This is a genomic window from Enterobacter sp. N18-03635 (assembly GCF_004006055.1).
In the GTDB taxonomy this organism is placed as follows: domain Bacteria; phylum Pseudomonadota; class Gammaproteobacteria; order Enterobacterales; family Enterobacteriaceae; genus Enterobacter; species Enterobacter vonholyi.
The window spans coordinates 3,043,225-3,061,337 of sequence record NZ_CP034769.1 but is presented as its reverse complement, the minus strand read 5'-3'; the positions used below and the strand labels follow the sequence as shown (position 1 = coordinate 3,061,337).

Genomic DNA, 18,113 nt, shown 5'->3' with positions numbered 1-18,113 from the left:
AGAGCGGCTACTATAGCGCGTCTTTTTTCACAGGTACTGCTATGCGTGTTTTACTGGCCCCAATGGAAGGCGTGCTCGACTCCCTCGTGCGCGAGCTTCTGACCGAGGTGAACGACTACGATCTCTGCGTGACGGAATTTCTGCGCGTGGTCGATATGCTGTTGCCGGTAAAATCCTTCTTTCGCCTGTGCCCCGAGCTGCACAACCAGAGCCGGACCTCTTCCGGCACGCTGGTGCGAATTCAGCTGCTCGGCCAGTACCCCGAATGGCTGGCGGAAAACGCCGCCCGCGCGGTTGAGCTGGGCTCATACGGAGTGGATCTCAACTGCGGCTGCCCGTCGAAGCTGGTGAACGGCAGCGGCGGCGGGGCGACCTTGCTGAAAGATCCTGAGCTGATTTATCGCGGCGCGAAAGCCATGCGCGAGGCCGTGCCCGCGCATTTGCCGGTGACGGTTAAGGTGCGCCTGGGATGGGACAGCGACGCGCGGCAGTTTGAAATCGCCGATGCGGTGCAGCAGGCCGGAGCCACCGAGCTGGTGGTGCATGGCCGCACCAAAGAAGACGGCTACAAAGCCGAGCGCATAAACTGGCAGGCGATCGGCGAGATCCGCAAACGCCTCTCTATTCCGGTGATCGCTAACGGCGAAATCTGGGACTACGAGAGCGCGCAGGCCTGTCTGCAGGCCACCGGCTGCGATGCGGTAATGATCGGTCGCGGCGCCCTGAATGTGCCCAACCTCAGCCGGGTGGTGAAATATAACGAGCCGCGAATGCCGTGGGCAGACGTCGTCACGCTGCTGCAAAAATACAGCCGTCTGGAAAAGCAGGGCGATACCGGTTTGTATCACGTCGCGCGTGTTAAACAGTGGCTGAGTTATTTACGCAAAGAGTATGATGAAGCGCTGGGGTTATTTCAGGAGATTCGGACATTACAGACGTCGGCTGATATTGCCCGGGTAATTCAGTCGAAATAATAAGCGTTAAATTGCTCACACTTTTTTAAAACAGAAAACAGTTCAGGTTTTCAACGTGGCGCGACGGTGTTAAGGTGCCACTGTTTTCAACGCAGGATTGTTACTGGTTAACAGGCAAAACCTAAGCGTTTCACAGCATTTTCGCTGTGGAGCGCTTAGGTTTTTTTTTGCCTGTCGTTTACGCAGGAGAGACATTTGGCTTAGCGCTTTTTAATGATTTTAAAAAATGAATTATCGACAGGAAATAGAAAAATTTCCTGCGGCCGGTTACGCACTCAATACTCAATCACAGGTTGTTATCATGGCATATAAAAATAAACTCTATGCGTTCGCCTTATTGGCGATATCCCCGCTGTCGATGGCGCAAGACTGGAACGGTACGGTACTAGGTTTTGAGGCTCCACCGGCGCCGCTTCTCGGCAATATGGTCGGTGTGCGTAAAATTCTCAACGATAACGGCTTTACGTACAATCTCGGCTATTTGAATGAGATCGGCTGGAACGGCGGCGGTGGCTATAACCACGACTCCCACGTGGCCTATATTGACCAGTTCGCGCTGACCTTCAACCAGGACCTGGAGCGCTGGACCGGTATCCCGGACGCGCGTATCGAGGGAAACATCGTTAACCGCAACCACAATGACGATCTCACCACCAAACGCGTGCAGGATCCGCGCGTCAACTTCAACGATCTGACCCAGGAGAGCTGGGGCGGGCAGTCGATTACCCGTCTGGGCTGGCTGACCTTTGCCCGCAGCTTTGACGACCGGCGTCTGACCTGGCGCATAGGGATGATGAACAAGGTACAGACCTTCGATCAAATTATCCCCTGTGATTTCCAGCTGCTGTCCCAGTGCGGCGGAAAGTCCGCCAACTCGCTGACCTGGAACAACTGGAACGTGCACACCTGGGGCACCACGCTTGCCTATAAACTCACGCCGACGCTGACCTTAAAAGGCGGCGTGATGGAGCAGAATCCGCAGGCCGCCAGCCGCAGCCATGCGTGGAGCTGGTCGACGAAGGGCAGCAAAGGGATCTTACTGCCGGTTGAAATCGAAGCGCGTCCGCTGATTAACGGCCTGCCGGGCGCGTACAACCTGGGCGTGGTATTTACCAACGCGCCGCAAACCGATCTCTATCGCGGCAAATCGGGTGGGGCGGGGGCGACGGACCCGGACGGATTCGATACGCACAGCCGGACCTGGTTTATGTACGCCGGACTGAACCAGCAGCTAACGCAGCATCAGGACGATCCGAATCGCGGGTTGAGTACCTCGTTCAGCATGAGCCTTGCGGAGCAGAGCAGTAACTACATGCACCAGGTATACGCCGCCTCGCTGCGCTACCGCGGGCTGTTTGATGCGCGACCGGAAGACTGGATTGGCTTTGGCTTAACCTGGATTGATATGAGCAGCCAGTACGCCCGCAACCAGCGTTACCTGAACAACCTGAGCGGCGTAAGCGATTATGACAATCCGGCGTATCACCCGGTGCCGGGCCATTCCCTGAACGGCGAGTTTTACTACCGTTTTCGTCCGGCGTCATGGCTCGAGCTGCAGCCGGGCATTCAGTACTGGCATCATCCCGGCGGGGTCAGCCGCACCCAGGATGCCTGGGTCACCGAGCTGAAAACGGTGGTGACCTTCTGATATCACCGTAGCAAGTTCGATCCGCGTCACGTTTCTGACGCGTGACGCATTGAGGCTACGAATGAAACTGATAGAGTGCCAGAACTGGATTGTTACTGCTTATGCAGGCAAAACCTGATTTTCTGGCATCTGCCGGAGGTCAGGTTTTTTTGTTTCTGGGGTTCCGATGAAAATCGCCAAGATACTCAATAATAACGTGGTGGTTGTTCAGGATGAGCGCGGGCGCGAACAGGTGGTGATGGGCCGTGGGCTGGCCTTTCAGAAGCGCGTCGGTGAAGCGCTGGATACCGCGTTGGTTGAAAAGGTGTTTGCATTACAAAGCGATGAACTGGTGCGTCGGCTCGGAGAGCTGCTGAGTCAAATTCCGCTGGAGGTGATGACCACCTGCGATCGCATCATCGGGCTGGCGACGCAGCGGCTGGGCAAGCTTCAGGAGAGCTTGTATATCACCCTCACCGATCACTGCTACTTTGCTATTGAGCGGCAGAAGAACGGGCTGGCCATCAAAAACGTGCTGCTGTGGGATATCAAACGGCTGTATCCGAAGGAGTTCGAGTTAGGGCAGGAGGCGCGGGCCATTATCGCCAGACGCCTGAACGTCGAACTGGAGGAGGATGAGGCCGGTTTTATCGCGCTGCATCTGGTCACCGCGCAGCTGAACAGCGAAATGCCGGAGGTGATGCACGTGACGCGGGTGATGCAGGAGATCCTCCAGCTGGTGAAGTATCAGCTGCAGCTTGAGTATGACGAAGAGTCGCTCAGCTATCAGCGTTTTGTCACCCACCTGAAGTTTTTTGCCCAGCGGATGCTCACCCGCACCGTGGTGGAAGATGACGATGTCTCGCTGCATACGGCAGTAAAAGACAACTACGCGAAAGCGTGGAAATGCGCCGAGAAAATCGCCCAGCACCTGAACAAAAGCTATCAGCGTGAGCTGACGACCGAAGAAATTATGTTCCTCGCCATTCATATCGAGCGGGTGAGAAAAGAGGGGCGTTAAGCCTCAAACAGGATTGTTACTGCACTACGCAGGCAAAACCTGAGCGCGGCCTTCGTCAGAAGGCCGTTCTCGGGTTTTTTTATTTTTTGTACTCAGTCAACAGGTGCCTGCGGGCATCGGATGTAAGGAAATCGAGATGGAATACCAGGCTTTAGCGAAGGATATTCTCGGCCACGTTGGCGGAAAAGAGAACATCGTCAGTCTTGTGCACTGCGCGACCCGGCTTCGCTTCAAACTGAAAGAGAATCAACGGGCGGATGCGGAAGGGCTCAAGAAAAATCCGGGCGTAATCATGGTGGTCGAAAGCGGCGGCCAGTTTCAGGTGGTGATTGGCAACCACGTTCACGACGTCTGGCAGGCTGTCCGTAATGAAGCAGGCCTTACGGATGACGCCCCTGTTGTGGAAGAGAAGGGTGAAAAGGGGAACCTGCTGGGCCGCCTGATCGACATCGTCTCCGGGATCTTCACCCCGTTTATCGGTATTCTGGCCGCGTCCGGTATTCTGAAAGGGCTGCTGGCGCTGGCCGTGGTATGCGGCTGGCTCAAGACCGGGAGCGGCACGTATAAAATCTGGTTTGCCGCCAGCGACGCGCTGTTCTTCTTCTTCCCGATGGTGCTGGGCTATACCGCCGGGAAAAAATTCGACGGCAACCCGTTTATTACCATGGTGATCGGTGGGGCGCTCACCCATCCGGTAATGATTGCGGCGTTTAACGCCAGCCAGCAGCCGGACGCGGTGTCGGACGCCTTTTTGGGCATCCCTGTCACCTGGTTCAACTATAGCTCGTCGGTGATCCCGATTATTCTCGCCGCGTGGGTGAGCTGCTGGCTTGAAAAACAGAGCACCAGGCTGCTGCCTTCCTCGATGAAAAACTTCTTCGCGCCGCTGATCTGTCTGGGCGTAACCGTGCCGCTGACTTTCCTCGTGATCGGGCCGCTGGCGACCTGGCTGAGCCAGCTGCTGGCGAACGGCTATCAGAGTATTTACGTTCTGGCGCCGTGGCTGGCGGGTGCGGCGATGGGCGCGCTATGGCAGGTCTGCGTTATTTTTGGCCTGCACTGGGGGCTGGTGCCGCTGATGATTAACAACCTGGCGGTGCTGGGGCATGACTCCATGCTGCCCATGCTCTTGCCCGCGGTGTTTGGTCAGGTGGGGGCGGCGCTGGGCATTTTCCTGCGCACCCGCGATGCGCGTCAGAAAATGCTGGCCGGTTCATCCGTGACGGCAGGTATTTTCGGTATCACCGAACCCGCAGTGTATGGCGTAAACCTGCCGATGCGCCGTCCGTTTATTTTTGGCTGCGTGGCGGGGGCTATCGGCGGGGCGATTGTCGGCTTCAGCGACACCCACGTTTACTCTTTCGGCTTCGCCAATATCTTTACTGTCGCCCAGATGATCCCGCCTGGCGGCGTGGACGCCACGCTGTGGGGCGGCATTATCGGCACCGCGGTGGCGCTGGTGCTGAGCTGCGGCCTGACGCTGGTCGCCGGTATGCCAGGAAACACCGCGACAGAAGGGGCGGTCTCCGCGGGTGAAAACGATGTGCTGGCACCGATGACCGGCACCGTTCTGGCGCTCGACCAGGTGCCGGATACCACCTTTGCCAGCGGCCTGCTGGGCAGCGGTGCCGCGATTATTCCCTCCGATAACAAAGTGGTTGCCCCGTTTGCCGGCGTGGTGGCCTCTCTTTTCCAGACCAAACACGCCATCGGCCTGCTTAGCGACAGCGGGATTGAAGTGTTAATCCACGTGGGTATCGACACCGTGAAGCTCGACGGCAGGCCGTTTACCGCCCACGTGAAGGTGGGTGACAAAGTACAGCCCGGCGATCTACTGCTGGAGTTTGACCGACAGGCGATTATCGATGCCGGATTCGACCTGGCGACCCCGATTATTATCAGTAACAGCGATGAGTATCGCGACGTGGTGACCGTGGCGGCAACGTCCGTCAGTGCCGGTGCGCCGTTACTCAGCGTAAGCCATCAATAACAGGAGAACGTGATGAAAACTTTCCCGGACGATTTTTTATGGGGCGGCGCGGTTGCCGCGAATCAGGTAGAGGGCGCGTATCTGGAAGAGGGAAAAGGGCTGTCCACCTCAGACGTTCAGCCGCGCGGTGTCTTTGGCCCGGTGGTTGAGCGCGTGGCGGGTGACAGCGGCATCAAGGATGTTGCCATCGACTTCTATCATCGCTATCCCGAAGACATCAAACTGTTCGCTGAGATGGGCTTTAGCTGCCTGCGCGTCTCCATTGCCTGGACCCGCATTTTTCCGAACGGCGATGAGCAGCAGCCTAACGAGGCGGGGCTGGCGTTTTACGACCGGCTGTTTGACGAGCTTGCTGTGCACAACATTACCCCGCTGGTGACGCTGTCGCATTACGAAATGCCGTGGGGGCTGGTGAAGCAGTACGGCGGGTGGGGCAGCCGCCAGACTATCGACTTCTTTGAACGCTATGCCCGTACTGTGTTCGTGCGCTACAAAGAGAAGGTGAAGATCTGGCTTACCTTTAACGAGATCAATATGTCTCTGCACGCGCCGATGACCGGCGTGGGCCTGCCGGAAACCAGCAGCAAAGGTGAAGTGTATCAGGCAATCCACCACCAGCTGGTTGCCAGCGCGCTGGCGGTGAAGGCCTGCCACGAGATCGTTCCTGATGCCAGAATTGGCAACATGCTGCTGGGCGGCCTGATGTATCCGCTGACTTGCAAGCCGGAAGATGTTCTGAAGACGCTGCAGGAAAACCGCACCTGGCAGTTCTTTGGCGACGTGCAGTGCCGCGGCGCCTACCCGGGGTATATGCAGCGCTTCTTCCGCGACAGCGGTATTCAGCTTGAGGTCACGGACGCCGACCGCGAGGCGCTGAAATCGACCGTCGATTTTATCTCCTTCAGCTACTACATGACGGGCTGCGTTACCGCGGATGAAGCTCTCAACCAGCAGGCGCGCGGCAACATCCTGAGCATGGTGCCAAACCCGCATCTGGCAAGTTCCGAATGGGGCTGGCAGATTGACCCCATCGGCCTGCGTACCCTGTTAAACGTGCTCTGGGATCGCTATCAGAAGCCGTTGTTTATCGTGGAAAATGGCCTCGGGGCGAAGGATAAACCGGATGCGGACGGTGTGGTGCAGGATGACTATCGCATCAGCTACCTTAACGACCATCTGGTACAGGTGCGTGAGGCAATTGATGACGGCGTTGAGGTGATGGGATATACCAGCTGGGGGCCAATCGATCTGGTGAGCGCGTCTAAAGCTGAACTCTCTAAGCGCTACGGTTTTATTTACGTCGATCGCGATGACAGCGGAAAAGGCACGCTGGCGCGCAGCCGCAAAAAGAGTTTCTACTGGTATAAAGAGGTTATTGCTACGAAAGGGGCTTCGCTGAAAGCCTGATATCATGGACGTTGCCCGGCGATGCGCCGGGCAAAGGAATCAGAAAATCATCTTGAATACACCGGTAACCACTAAGAGACCTATCAGAAATATAATCAAAATAACCCACAGTAATATTTTCATTCCCTTCTCCCGCTCATGTATGTCCTGAATAAGTGTAGCAGCGTATTTATGGTTGGCATGAATGTATTAAATTTAATCATTATTTTTAGGAATAAATTTCCGTGTATTAAGATGTATGACAATTTGCGGATTGCCACGCGTTACTAAAAAAATGAACGACACTGAGCGTAACGTGCGCCTTTATTTTTTGAGTTTATGGCGTCATGAAACGTTCTCTTATTTTTTCTCTGAGTGCTCCCTTCGTTTTTATTCTGGCTGCCTGTGCGCCTGAACATGCCACGGTATCTCCCATTAAAACGCAAACCGCTGCGGCGTCGGTGAATACGCAGCTTCGTCATACCGATTGGCCGAAAAATGAGTGGTGGAAAGAGTATAACAATCCCGAACTTAACGGGCTTATTGCGAAAGCATTAAGTGATGCGCCGGATATGCAGATTGCCCGTCAGCGCATTACGCTTGCCGAAGCCCAGGCCAAATCCGTAATGGCAGCCGACGGTCCGCAGATTAATTTTTCCGCCGATGCGGAACGTCAGAAAATGTCCGCCGAAGGGCTGATGGGACCGTTTGCCTTTACCGACCCGGCTGCAGGCACCACCGGGCCGTGGTACACCAACGGCACCTTTGGCCTGACCGCAGGCTGGGATCTCGATCTTTGGGGAAAAAATCGCGCCCGGGTCGAGTCCCGGATTGGCAAAGTGAATGCGCAAAAAGCGGAGCTGGAGCAGACGCGTCAGCTGCTGGCCAGCAGCGTGGCGCGGCTCTACTGGGAGTGGCAAACGCAGGCCGCCGTGGGGGAGGTTCTCGCCCAGATCAAACATGAGCAGGACAATATTATCGGTGCCGATCGCGAGCTGTATCAACACGGCATCACCTCCTCCGTGGAGGGCGTCGAAACGGATATCAACGCCAACAAAACCGAAGCGCAGCTGGCAGAAGTCAACGGGAAGATGAAAGCCGTTGAGGCGCGCCTGGTCGCGCTGACGAACGCCTCTTCCGTGACGCTGACGCGGCACGCCCTGCCGACGGTGGAAGCCTCGTTACCGTCGACGCTCGGCTATGAACTGCTGGCACGTCGTCCGGATCTTCAGGAGGCGCACTGGTATATCGAAGCCTCTATGAGCGAAGTGGAGGCTGCCCGAGCGGCTTTCTACCCTGACGTGAACCTGATGGCGTTCTTACAGCAGGATGCCCTGCACCTGAGCGATCTGTTCCGCTCTTCCGCGCAGCAGATGGGCATGACCGCCGGGCTGACGCTGCCGATTTTTGACAGCGGCAGGCTGAACGCCAGCCTGGATATTGCACAGGCGCAGAATAATCTCTCGGTGGCGAACTACAACAAAGCGGTGGTCGAAGCCGTCAATCAGGTGGCACGCACGGCCAGTGAAGTCGAAACGCTGACGGCGAAGAATAGCCACCAGCAGCAGGTTGAAAAAGATGCGGCACGCGTTGTGGCGCTTGCCCAGGCGCGTTTCAGCGCGGGGATCGTTGCGGGCTCTCGGGTCAGTGAAGCCAGAATACCTGCCCTAAAAGAACATCTCGAAGGATTACTGTTAAAGGGGCAGTATGTCGACGCCTCGCTGCAGCTGACCTCGGTGCTGGGCGGTGGCTATCATCATGGCTAAAAAAGGTCATTATCTATACTTACCTCTTTGCAGTTTTTCAGGAGGTGAGTATGACCAGAGTAGCGATTGTGACCGCATCGGATTCCGGGATCGGTAAAACCACGGCGCTGATGCTTGCAGAGCGCGGGTTTGATATTGGCGTCACCTGGCATTCGGATGAAAAAGGGGCGCTGGAAACCTGCCGCGAAGTTGAAGCGCAGGGGCAGCGCGCAGAGGCTATCCATCTTGACTTAGGCACACTGCCGGAAGGCGCAGAGGCTATTGAAACGCTGATTGCGCGTTTTGGCCGGCTGGACGTGCTGGTCAATAATGCGGGTGCGATGACCAAAGCGCCGTTCCTTGAAATGCCGTTTGACGACTGGCGGAATATTTTCACCGTCGACGTGGACGGGGCGTTTCTCTGTTCACAGATAGCCGCAAGGCAGATGGTGAAGCAGGGGGAAGGGGGGCGGATTGTGAACATCACCTCGGTACATGAACACACGCCCCTGCCGGAGGCCAGCGCCTACACGGCGGCGAAACACGCGCTCGGCGGGTTAACCAAATCCATGGCGATGGAGCTGGTTAAGCACAATATTCTGGTGAACGCCGTCGCGCCGGGTGCCATTGCCACGCCGATGAATGACATGGACGACAGCGAAGTGAAGGAAGGCTCAATGCCGGAAATACCGCTGGCAAGGCCGGGCCACACTAAAGAGATCGCCAGCCTGGTGGCATGGCTTTGCGACAGCGACGCCAGCTATACCACAGGGCAATCGTTTATCGTCGACGGGGGTTTTATGCTGGCGAACCCGCAGTTTAAGCCGGAGGGGTAGTAACCTTTCTCCCTCTCCCTCTCCCTTGAGGGAGAGGGCTGGGGTGAGGGGAGGAGACCGCACTCACTCCTCATCCCGCGTCTTTTCCCGGTGCTTCAGCCACAGTCGAACCCCAATCACCGCCACAACCACCAGAATCAACCACGCCCAGTGTTTCAGGTGCTGGTCGAGATTATGCAGCCATGGCGCAATCACTTCGCCCCCTGCGTAACCGAGCGTCGTAAAGATCAGCGCCCAGGCAACCGCGCCCAAAATATTGAGCGGCAGAAAAATTTTTGGCGGCAGATGACTGGCACCAATCAGTATCGGCCCGATAATGCGAAAGCCATACATAAAGCGCGTGCCAATGACGAACAGATAGGGATGACGTTGAATGAGCCGCTGAGCGCGGCGGATTTTCTTTTGATGCTTTGCGAAGCGTTTAAGCAGCGTTGGCCCAAATCGCAGCCCGAGAAAGTAGAGCAGCTGATCGCCAATCATTCCACCCAGCGCGACCGCGGCAACGACCAGCGGGAACTTCAGTAACCCCTGATGCGCGGCGACGCCCCCTAACAGCGTGATGGTTTCACCTTCTGCCACGCTGCCGATGACCAGCGCGGCATAGCCATATTGCTCAATGAGTGCGTTAATATCCATTACGTAAATGTTATCTCCCTCAGCGTACCTCGTTTAATCATATACCCCGTGAATCAACAGCGGGGAAATCAACGGAAATTTCCCACTGTACATAAAATAATCTAAAGCCTGCATTATACTTAAGGTATCGCTGACGGGCCGACAACAAGGGGGCGCTATGAACCATGTCTGGGGACTTTTCTCCCATCCCGATCGTGAAATGCATGTCATTAAAAGTGAGAACGAAACGGTCTCGCATCATTACACGCACCATGTGCTGCTGATGGCTGCGGTGCCGGTAATATGCGCCTTTATCGGAACAACACAAATCGGCTGGAACTTCGGTGACGGCACCGTAGTTCAGCTTTCCTGGTTTACCGGGCTTTATCTGGCCATCGTTTTTTATGGCCTGATGCTGGCGGGTGTGGCGGTTATGGGGCGCGTCATACACTGGATGGCGCGTAACTATCCGCAGCGTCCATCGCTGGCGCACTGTATGGTCTTTGCCGGATATGTCGCGACCCCGCTGTTCTTAAGCGGTATTGTTGCGCTCTATCCACTGGTCTGGCTGTGCGCGCTGATCGGTACCATTGCCCTCTTTTACACCGGGTATCTGCTGTATCTGGGGGTTCCAACCTTCCTGAATATCAATAAAGAAGAAGGCCTGAGTTTTTCCAGTTCAACACTCGCCATTGGGGTGCTGGTGCTGGAGGCGCTACTGGCGCTGACGGTTATTCTTTGGGGTTACGGATACCGTCTCTTCTGAGTTCACTGCATTGCTGGCGTAAATGCCAGCAATGCAGCATCTGTTCACGATTATCCGCTAGCGACAACGCTCTGTGACCGCTATGATGCCGAAGCCAGCCTGTGTTTATCCGTTGATACAGGCGGTGTACGTCATGACGTGCGTGAATAATTATCAGAAGTCTCACCATGCAGAAATTCCGAGTCTCTTTACTTAGCCTGGCGCTGCTGCTGGGCGCGTCCGCTGCCGTGCCGGCCGTCGCCAAAACGCCCGCGGTGAGCGCCGCCGCTGCTCAACCGCAAATTGCGTCCGGCAGCGCGATGATTGTCGATCTCAACACCAATAAGGTGATTTACGCCAGCCATCCGGACCTGGTGCGCCCGATCGCCTCGATTACCAAATTAATGACCGCGATGGTGGTGCTTGATGCACATCTGCCGCTGGACGAAAAGCTAAAAGTAGATATCAGCCACACGCCGGAGATGAAAGGGATCTACTCCCGCGTGCGGCTGAACAGTGAAATCAGCCGTAAAAATATGCTGCTGCTGGCGCTAATGTCGTCTGAAAACCGCGCGGCGGCGAGCCTGGCGCACCACTATCCGGGCGGCTACGACGCCTTTATCCGCGCGATGAACGCAAAAGCCAAAGCGCTGGGGATGAATAATACGCACTACGTTGAACCGACGGGGCTGTCGATCAACAACGTCTCCACGGCGCGCGATCTGACGAAACTGCTGATTGCCAGCAAACAGTATCCGCTGATTGGTCAGCTCAGTACCACCCGTGAAGAGATGGCGACCTTTGCGAACCCGGCCTATACGCTGCCGTTCCGCAACACTAACCATCTGGTTTACCGCGATAACTGGAATATTCAGCTAACGAAAACCGGCTTTACCAACGCGGCAGGACACTGTCTGGTGATGCGCACCGTGTTTAACGGTAAGCCGGTGGCGCTGGTGGTGATGGATGCCTTCGGCAAATATACCCACTTCGCGGACGCGAGCCGCCTGCGTACCTGGATTGAAACCGGAAAAGTGCAGCCTGTACCGGCCGCGGCATTGACGTATAAAAAGCAGAAAGCCGAGCAGATGGCGACGGCGCAGAACGATTAATTTCCCTCTGCCCGCAGATGCCCTCACCCCGACCCTCTCCCTGTCGGAGAGGGAGAAAACACTAAAAACGGTAACCCAGGTTACCGTTTTGCGTTTATTCCGGCAGCGTCCAGTCACCATCGTTGAGCGGGCGCTGCATAATCACCGTATCCCGCCAGTCGCCTTTCTTATACCCCACGCTGCGCAGCTGACCGACAATCTCGAAGCCGTGCTTTTTATGCAGCCGCAACGAGCCGGCATTATTATTGCCATCTCCCACCACGGCAATCATCTGCCGCCACGGCCCTTGCTCGCAGCGTTCAATCAACGCATCCATCAGTGCCGAGCCAAAACCGCGCCCGGTAATGCTGGCATCAACGTATATCGACTCTTCCAGGGTATAGCGGTAGGCGTGCCGTGGACGGTAAGGCGTGGCGTAGCAGTAGCCCACCACGATGCCGCGATACAGCGCGATAAGCCACGGTAAACCGTGCTCAGCCACGCTTTTCATACGATGTCGCATTTCGTCGATGGTGGGGGGGACTTCTTCAAACGACGCGCGCCCGTGAAGCACATGCCAGGCATAGATGGCGGCAATAGCATGCACATCATCGGGAAGGGCGTCGCGCACTTCCAGTTCGGTCTCGGATAAAACATCAACAGCCGACATGATGTGCCTGCTCCTCGTTATAGAAAGCCGGAGGAACGTTTCTCCGGCGATAAGCAGTTACTCTATTACGATTAAGGAGCGCTTAACAATCTCTCAAATTTGGCTGTAGGAATTAATCAGACGTTTGCGTTATGCGCTGCTCCGCGTCTGCGCTCTCTTTCCAGTATTTCTTCCGCGTTGTTTTACCAATGCCGGGATTCATGCTGTTTGTAGGGTCATTCTCGCGATAAAACTGCTTAAGTGCGTCAGGGGCTTCATAAAGATGTCCGACGTTATGTTCCGCAGGATATTGTGCGCCGCGTTCACGCAGAAGGGCGAGCATCTGCTCCTTCAGTTCGTGTGCGTCGACCCCTTTTTTGACAATGTAATCCTGATGGAAGACATAACACATAAAGTGGCCGTAATAGAGCTTGTGCACCAGCTTGCTGTCGATTTCCGGCGGGAGATGCTCGAACCAGTCGCTGTCGTTACGCCGCAGGGCGATATCCAGCGCCAGAATATCTTCCACTTCTTCGGAATGCACCGCCTGGTAACGGATGGCTGCGCCTGCGGCGGCAAAACGGTGCAGGAAGGCTTTGCTGCCCTCTTCAGGCGTACAGGCAAAGAAATCCCCTTCGGCGGTTTTGAAGTATTCGGTCAGCCAGGACTGCGCTTCGGCAATCCCGTCCCCGGCCATTTTCAGCAGCAGGTGATGTTCGTACTTGTCGCGCCAGGTTTTCATTCTCTCCGGTAAATGCGCCGGGAAAACGTTGCCCAGCTTCTGCATAAAGCGGTCGGTGAAGTGGGGTTTAAACAGCGAAACTTTCTCCAGCATCGCATCGGTGCGGCCCTTCATGGTGAAGAAGAACGGCATTTTGTCGGTGCCGAGCTTGTCGATCATCAGGAAGGTATCTTTGCCGTAACGTTCGGCGATGTCGTAAATGTCCCGGTGCATGTACTCGCCCGCCACCGGAAGATTGCTGAATTCGCCCAGAATATGACGGCGGATTTCCGTCAGAACCTCAGGCTGATTGGTACCGATGTAAAATACCTGCTGCTTTTTCTCTGCCGGGAAGGTATCCAGACGCACAGCAAAAACGGCAAGCTTCCCGGCGCACCCGGAGGATTCAAACAGGCGGTCCGGGTCGGCGTTGTAGCGCGCCGGCGTATCGGCGTCGATATCCCGTACGCGGGTCACGTAGTCGTGATCGTGCGCATGACGGCCGTCGTGCTGCACGTCTTCGTCCTTCACGCGATCGTCGTCAAGCTTGCTGAGGATCTGTTCTGGCGTCACGCCGAGATCGATTCCCAGATGGTTCACCAGCGTCAGCTTGCCGTTTTCGTCAATACGGGCGAACAGCGACATCTCGGTATACGCCGGGCCGCGCTGCACCAGCGAGCCGCCGGAGTTATTGCAGATCCCGCCGACCACCGAGGCGCCAATGCAGGAGGAGCCAATCACCGAGTGCGGTTCGCGGCCCAGCGGCTTAAGCGCTTTTTCGAGGGAGTAAAGCGTGGTGCCGGGGAACGCGAGCACCTGCTCGCCCTTGTCCAACAGGTGCAGCTTGTCGAGACGCAGGGTACTGATAATCACGATGTCACGATCGTAATCGTTGCCGTTCGGCGTGGAGCCTTCGGTCAGGCCGGTGTTGGCCGCCTGCATTAAAATAATCTTGTCGGCGGCGACGCAGGCGCTCAGCACGCGCCACAGTTCCAGCAGCGTGCCGGGGAAAACCACCGCCAGCGCCTCGCCCTGACCGGAGCGGAAGCCCTTGCGGTAGCGGGCGGTTTTAGCCGGGTCGGTAAGCAGGTGAGAGGAGCCAACCAGGCGCGACAGTTCGTTAATAAATGCTTTGTTATCGTCAGTTCGAACAGAAGACATCTTCCACTCCTTGTGGTGGGGCAAATTTCTCGCTGTAAAGCATAGCGCGATTAACTGTTAAGGGGTCGAGTATTCACGAGAAAAATCAGAGAATAACCCTGCAACGTTCAGAGGGTTTGTGGCACACTGCGCTTTTCGCACGGTATGGCCGAGATCGTCCGGCGGTTATTGATGAGAGAGTAAAACGACATGAAATGGCTATGTTCTGTAGGTGTCGCCGTCAGCCTGGCGCTGCAACCTGCGCTGGCAGAGGATTTGTTTGGCAATCACCCGCTCACGCCTGAAGCGCGGGATGCGTTTGTCACGGAATTGCTCAAGAAAATGACGGTCGATGAGAAAATCGGCCAGCTGCGTCTGATCAGCGTCGGCCCGGATAACCCGAAAGAGGCCATCCGCGAGATGATCAAAGACGGGCAGGTAGGGGCCATCTTTAATACCGTCACCCGCCAGGATATCCGCAAGATGCAGGATCAGGTGATGGATCTCAGCCGCCTGAAGATTCCGCTGTTCTTCGCCTATGACGTGGTGCACGGCCAGCGTACCGTCTTCCCGATTAGCCTCGGCTTAGCGTCTTCCTTTAACCTCGATGCGGTGAAAACCGTCGGGCGCGTGTCGGCTTATGAAGCGGCGGACGACGGCCTGAACATGACCTGGGCGCCCATGGTGGACGTTTCGCGCGATCCGCGCTGGGGCCGCGGCTCGGAAGGCTTTGGTGAAGATACGTACTTAACCTCCACGATGGGTAAAACCATGGTGGAAGCGATGCAGGGTAAAAGCCCGGCGGACCGCTACTCGGTGATGACCAGCGTCAAACACTTCGCGGCCTACGGCGCGGTGGAGGGCGGGAAAGAGTACAACACCGTCGACATGAGCCCGCAGCGCCTGTTCAACGACTACATGCCGCCGTACAAGGCAGGGCTGGATGCGGGCAGCGGCGCGGTGATGGTAGCGTTGAACTCGCTGAACGGCACGCCTGCGACGTCCGATTCCTGGCTGCTGAAAGACGTGCTGCGCGACCAGTGGGGCTTTAAGGGCATCACCGTATCCGACCACGGCGCGATTAAAGAGCTGATCAAACACGGCACCGCCTCCGATCCGGAAGACGCGGTGCGCGTCGCGCTCAAGTCCGGCATCAACATGAGCATGAGCGACGAGTACTACAGCAAATACCTGCCGGGGCTGGTGAAGAGCGGGAAGGTGACGATGGCGGAGCTGGACGATGCCACGCGCCACGTGCTGAACGTGAAATACGACATGGGGCTGTTTAACGATCCGTACAGCCACCTGGGTCCGAAAGACTCTGACCCGGCAGATACCAACGCTGAAAGCCGCCTGCACCGCAAAGAGGCGCGTGACGTCGCGCGCGAAAGCCTGGTGCTGCTGAAGAACCGCCTCGACACGCTGCCGCTGAAAAAATCCGGCACCATTGCCGTGGTGGGCCCGCTGGCCGACAGCAAGCGCGACGTGATGGGTAGCTGGTCTGCCGCGGGCGTGGCTGACCAGTCCGTGACCGTGCTGACCGGTATCAAGAGTGCCGTCGGTGAAAATGCCAAAGTGGTCTATGCCAAAGGGGCGAACGTCACCAACGATAAAGACATCGTGACCTTCCTCAACCAGTACGAGGAAGCGGTGAAGGTCGATCCGCGCACGCCGAAGGAGATGATTGACGAGGCGGTGAACGCCGCGAAGCAGTCTGACGTCGTGGTCGCGGTCGTGGGGGAAGCGCAGGGTATGGCGCACGAAGCCTCCAGCCGTACCGATATCACGATTCCACAGAGCCAGCGCGATCTGATCGCTGCTCTGAAAGCGACCGGCAAGCCGCTGGTGCTGGTGCTGATGAACGGTCGCCCGCTGGCGCTGGTGAAAGAAGACCAGCAGGCTGACGCCATTCTGGAAACGTGGTTCGCCGGTACCGAAGGCGGTAACGCCATCGCCGACGTGCTGTTTGGTGATTACAACCCGTCGGGCAAGCTGCCGATGTCCTTCCCGCGCTCCGTCGGGCAGATCCCGGTTTACTACAGCCACCTGAACACCGGTCGTCCGTACAATGCCGACAAGCCGAACAAGTACACGTCTCGTTACTTCGACGAAGCTAACGGCCCGCTGTATCCGTTTGGTTACGGCCTGAGCTACACCACCTTTAAGGTCTCTGACGTGAAAATGTCGGCGCCGACCCTGAAGCGTGACGGCAACGTTACCGCCAGCGTCGAGGTAACCAACACCGGCAAGCGCGAAGGGGCTACGGTGATTCAGATGTACGTGCAGGATGTTACCGCGTCGATGAGCCGTCCGGTGAAGCAGCTGCGCGGCTTCGAGAAGGTCAACCTCAAGCCAGGGGAAACCAAAACCATCAGCTTCCCGATCGACGTGGATGCGCTGAAGTTCTGGAACCAGCAGATGAAATATGATGCGGAACCAGGCAAATTTAACGTCTTTATCGGCGTGGACTCCGCCCGCGTGAATAAAGGCGAGTTCGAGCTGCTGTAACCTTTCCCTCCTTTGCCTCCCCCCGTCCTGCGGGGGAGGCGTCTTACCTTATGCTAAAAAGGCATTTTGACGGTTAATTCCGCCGTTTTAAGCTACGCTTTTCTCTCAAGCCTCTGAAAAAGGCAGCAAAAAAATGAGGATAGCGGAATGACGATTGCAAAGGGGATGTTGGGATCTGCGGTGTTACTGGCGGCGCTGAGCCTGCCGTTACAGGCGGCGGAGCCGGTAAAAGTGGGCTCAAAGATCGATACCGAAGGCGCGCTGCTCGGCAATATTATTTTGCAGGTGCTGGAAAGTCACGGCGTGAAAACGGTCAATAAAGTCCAGCTCGGCACCACGCCCGTCGTGCGCGGCGCGATTACCTCCGGCGAGCTGGATATCTACCCGGAATACACCGGCAACGGCGCATTCTTCTTCAAAGATGAAAACGATCCTGCCTGGAAAAACGCCAAGGCCGGGTATGAGAAAGTCAAAAAACTCGACGCGGAACAGAACAAGCTGGTCTGGCTGACCCCGGCACCGGCCAACAACACCTGGACTATCGCCGTGCGCAAGGACGTGGCGGAGAAAGGGAAGCTGACTTCTCTGGCGGATCTCAGCCGCTACCTGAAAGAGAAGGGCGACTTTAAGCTGGCTGCGTCCGCGGAGTTTATCGAGCGTCCCGACGCGCTTCCTGCGTTCGAAAAAGCCTACGACTTCAAGCTCGACCAGGCTCAGCTGCTCTCGCTGGCGGGCGGGGACACGGCGGTAACCATCAAAGCGGCGGCGCAGCAAACCTCCGGCGTTAACGCGGCAATGGCCTACGGCACCGACGGCCCGGTGGCGGCGCTCGGCCTGCAAACCCTGACCGATCCTAAAGGCGTACAGCCGATTTACGCTCCGACCCCGGTCGTGCGTGAGGCGGTACTGAAAGCCTATCCGGAGATTGCCGAATGGCTCAAACCGGTTTTCGAAAAGCTTGATGAAAAAACGCTGCAGCAGCTGAATGCCAGCATTGCCGTCGAGGGGCTGGATGCCAAAAAAGTGGCCGCCGACTTCCTGAAACAACAAGGGCTTGTGAAGTAA

General features: G+C 56.7%; 13 protein-coding genes and 1 pseudogene. 11 read left to right on the top strand and 3 right to left on the bottom strand.

Features of this window, described 5'->3' with window-relative positions; all coding sequences use genetic code 11:
• The first annotated feature begins 41 nt into the window (after positions 1-41).
• The 7 genes and pseudogenes from dusC (at position 42) to ELK40_RS15245 (ending at position 9,579) form a co-directional block, all read left to right on the top strand.
• A complete protein-coding gene (gene dusC, locus ELK40_RS15280) occupies positions 42-974 on the top strand; it encodes a tRNA dihydrouridine(16) synthase DusC (protein ID WP_127731676.1) in 933 nt (310 codons plus the stop codon).
• Positions 975-1,275: 301 nt separating this feature from the next.
• A complete protein-coding gene (locus ELK40_RS15275) occupies positions 1,276-2,622 on the top strand; it encodes a carbohydrate porin (RefSeq protein WP_127731674.1) in 1,347 nt (448 codons plus the stop codon).
• Between the two features lie 166 nt (positions 2,623-2,788).
• Entirely contained in the window at positions 2,789-3,622 is an 834-nt protein-coding gene (bglG, locus tag ELK40_RS15270; RefSeq protein WP_115875840.1) for a transcriptional antiterminator BglG, read from the top strand.
• Between the two features lie 29 nt (positions 3,623-3,651).
• Positions 3,652-5,612: pseudogene (bglF, locus tag ELK40_RS15265) on the top strand (PTS beta-glucoside transporter subunit IIABC); the annotation flags it as partial.
• 12 nt (positions 5,613-5,624) lie between these two features.
• Positions 5,625-7,019: a 6-phospho-beta-glucosidase gene (gene ascB, locus ELK40_RS15260; protein WP_127731670.1), complete on the top strand. Its 1,395-nt coding sequence runs from the start codon at positions 5,625-5,627 to the stop codon at positions 7,017-7,019.
• A 326-nt stretch (positions 7,020-7,345) separates the two neighbouring features.
• Positions 7,346-8,764 (top strand): multidrug resistance outer membrane protein MdtQ, encoded by a 1,419-nt coding sequence (gene mdtQ, locus ELK40_RS15250; RefSeq protein WP_127731668.1) that lies wholly within the window; start codon positions 7,346-7,348, stop codon positions 8,762-8,764.
• 50 nt (positions 8,765-8,814) lie between these two features.
• Positions 8,815-9,579, top strand: coding sequence for an SDR family oxidoreductase (locus ELK40_RS15245; protein WP_127731666.1), 765 nt, complete (start codon positions 8,815-8,817; stop codon positions 9,577-9,579).
• A 63-nt stretch (positions 9,580-9,642) separates the two neighbouring features.
• Here ELK40_RS15245 and ELK40_RS15240 read toward each other — a convergent pair whose 3' ends face one another.
• Positions 9,643-10,215 carry a DedA family protein gene (locus tag ELK40_RS15240; protein ID WP_115875835.1) on the bottom strand — a complete coding sequence of 191 codons (573 nt, stop codon included), beginning with the start codon at positions 10,213-10,215 and terminating at the stop codon, positions 9,643-9,645.
• 157 nt (positions 10,216-10,372) lie between these two features.
• On the opposite strand from ELK40_RS15240, the gene ELK40_RS15235 reads away from it, so the two are divergent.
• Both ELK40_RS15235 and pbpG read left to right on the top strand, forming a co-directional pair.
• Complete coding sequence (locus tag ELK40_RS15235) at positions 10,373-10,960, top strand: Yip1 family protein (RefSeq protein WP_023312454.1); 588 nt, start codon at positions 10,373-10,375, stop codon at positions 10,958-10,960.
• A gap of 167 nt (positions 10,961-11,127) precedes the next feature.
• Positions 11,128-12,051: a D-alanyl-D-alanine endopeptidase gene (gene pbpG, locus ELK40_RS15230; RefSeq protein ID WP_111965977.1), complete on the top strand. Its 924-nt coding sequence runs from the start codon at positions 11,128-11,130 to the stop codon at positions 12,049-12,051.
• A gap of 94 nt (positions 12,052-12,145) precedes the next feature.
• Here the strand turns inward: pbpG and ELK40_RS15225 are convergent, their stop codons facing one another.
• Together ELK40_RS15225 and dld are read right to left on the bottom strand one after the other, a co-directional pair.
• Positions 12,146-12,700, bottom strand: coding sequence for a GNAT family N-acetyltransferase (locus tag ELK40_RS15225; RefSeq protein ID WP_115875833.1), 555 nt, complete (start codon positions 12,698-12,700; stop codon positions 12,146-12,148).
• 112 nt (positions 12,701-12,812) lie between these two features.
• Positions 12,813-14,561, bottom strand: a complete 1,749-nt coding sequence (dld, locus tag ELK40_RS15220; protein WP_115875832.1) for a D-lactate dehydrogenase — start codon at positions 14,559-14,561, stop codon at positions 12,813-12,815.
• 189 nt (positions 14,562-14,750) lie between these two features.
• Here dld and bglX point away from each other — a divergent pair, with 189 nt between their 5' ends.
• Positions 14,751-17,048 carry a beta-glucosidase BglX gene (gene bglX / locus ELK40_RS15215; RefSeq protein ID WP_021241491.1) on the top strand — a complete coding sequence of 766 codons (2,298 nt, stop codon included), beginning with the start codon at positions 14,751-14,753 and terminating at the stop codon, positions 17,046-17,048.
• A 147-nt stretch (positions 17,049-17,195) separates the two neighbouring features.
• The gene (locus tag ELK40_RS15210; protein WP_115875831.1) at positions 17,196-18,113 is read left to right on the top strand and encodes an ABC transporter substrate-binding protein; all 918 of its coding nucleotides are present in this window, start codon (positions 17,196-17,198) and stop codon (positions 18,111-18,113) included.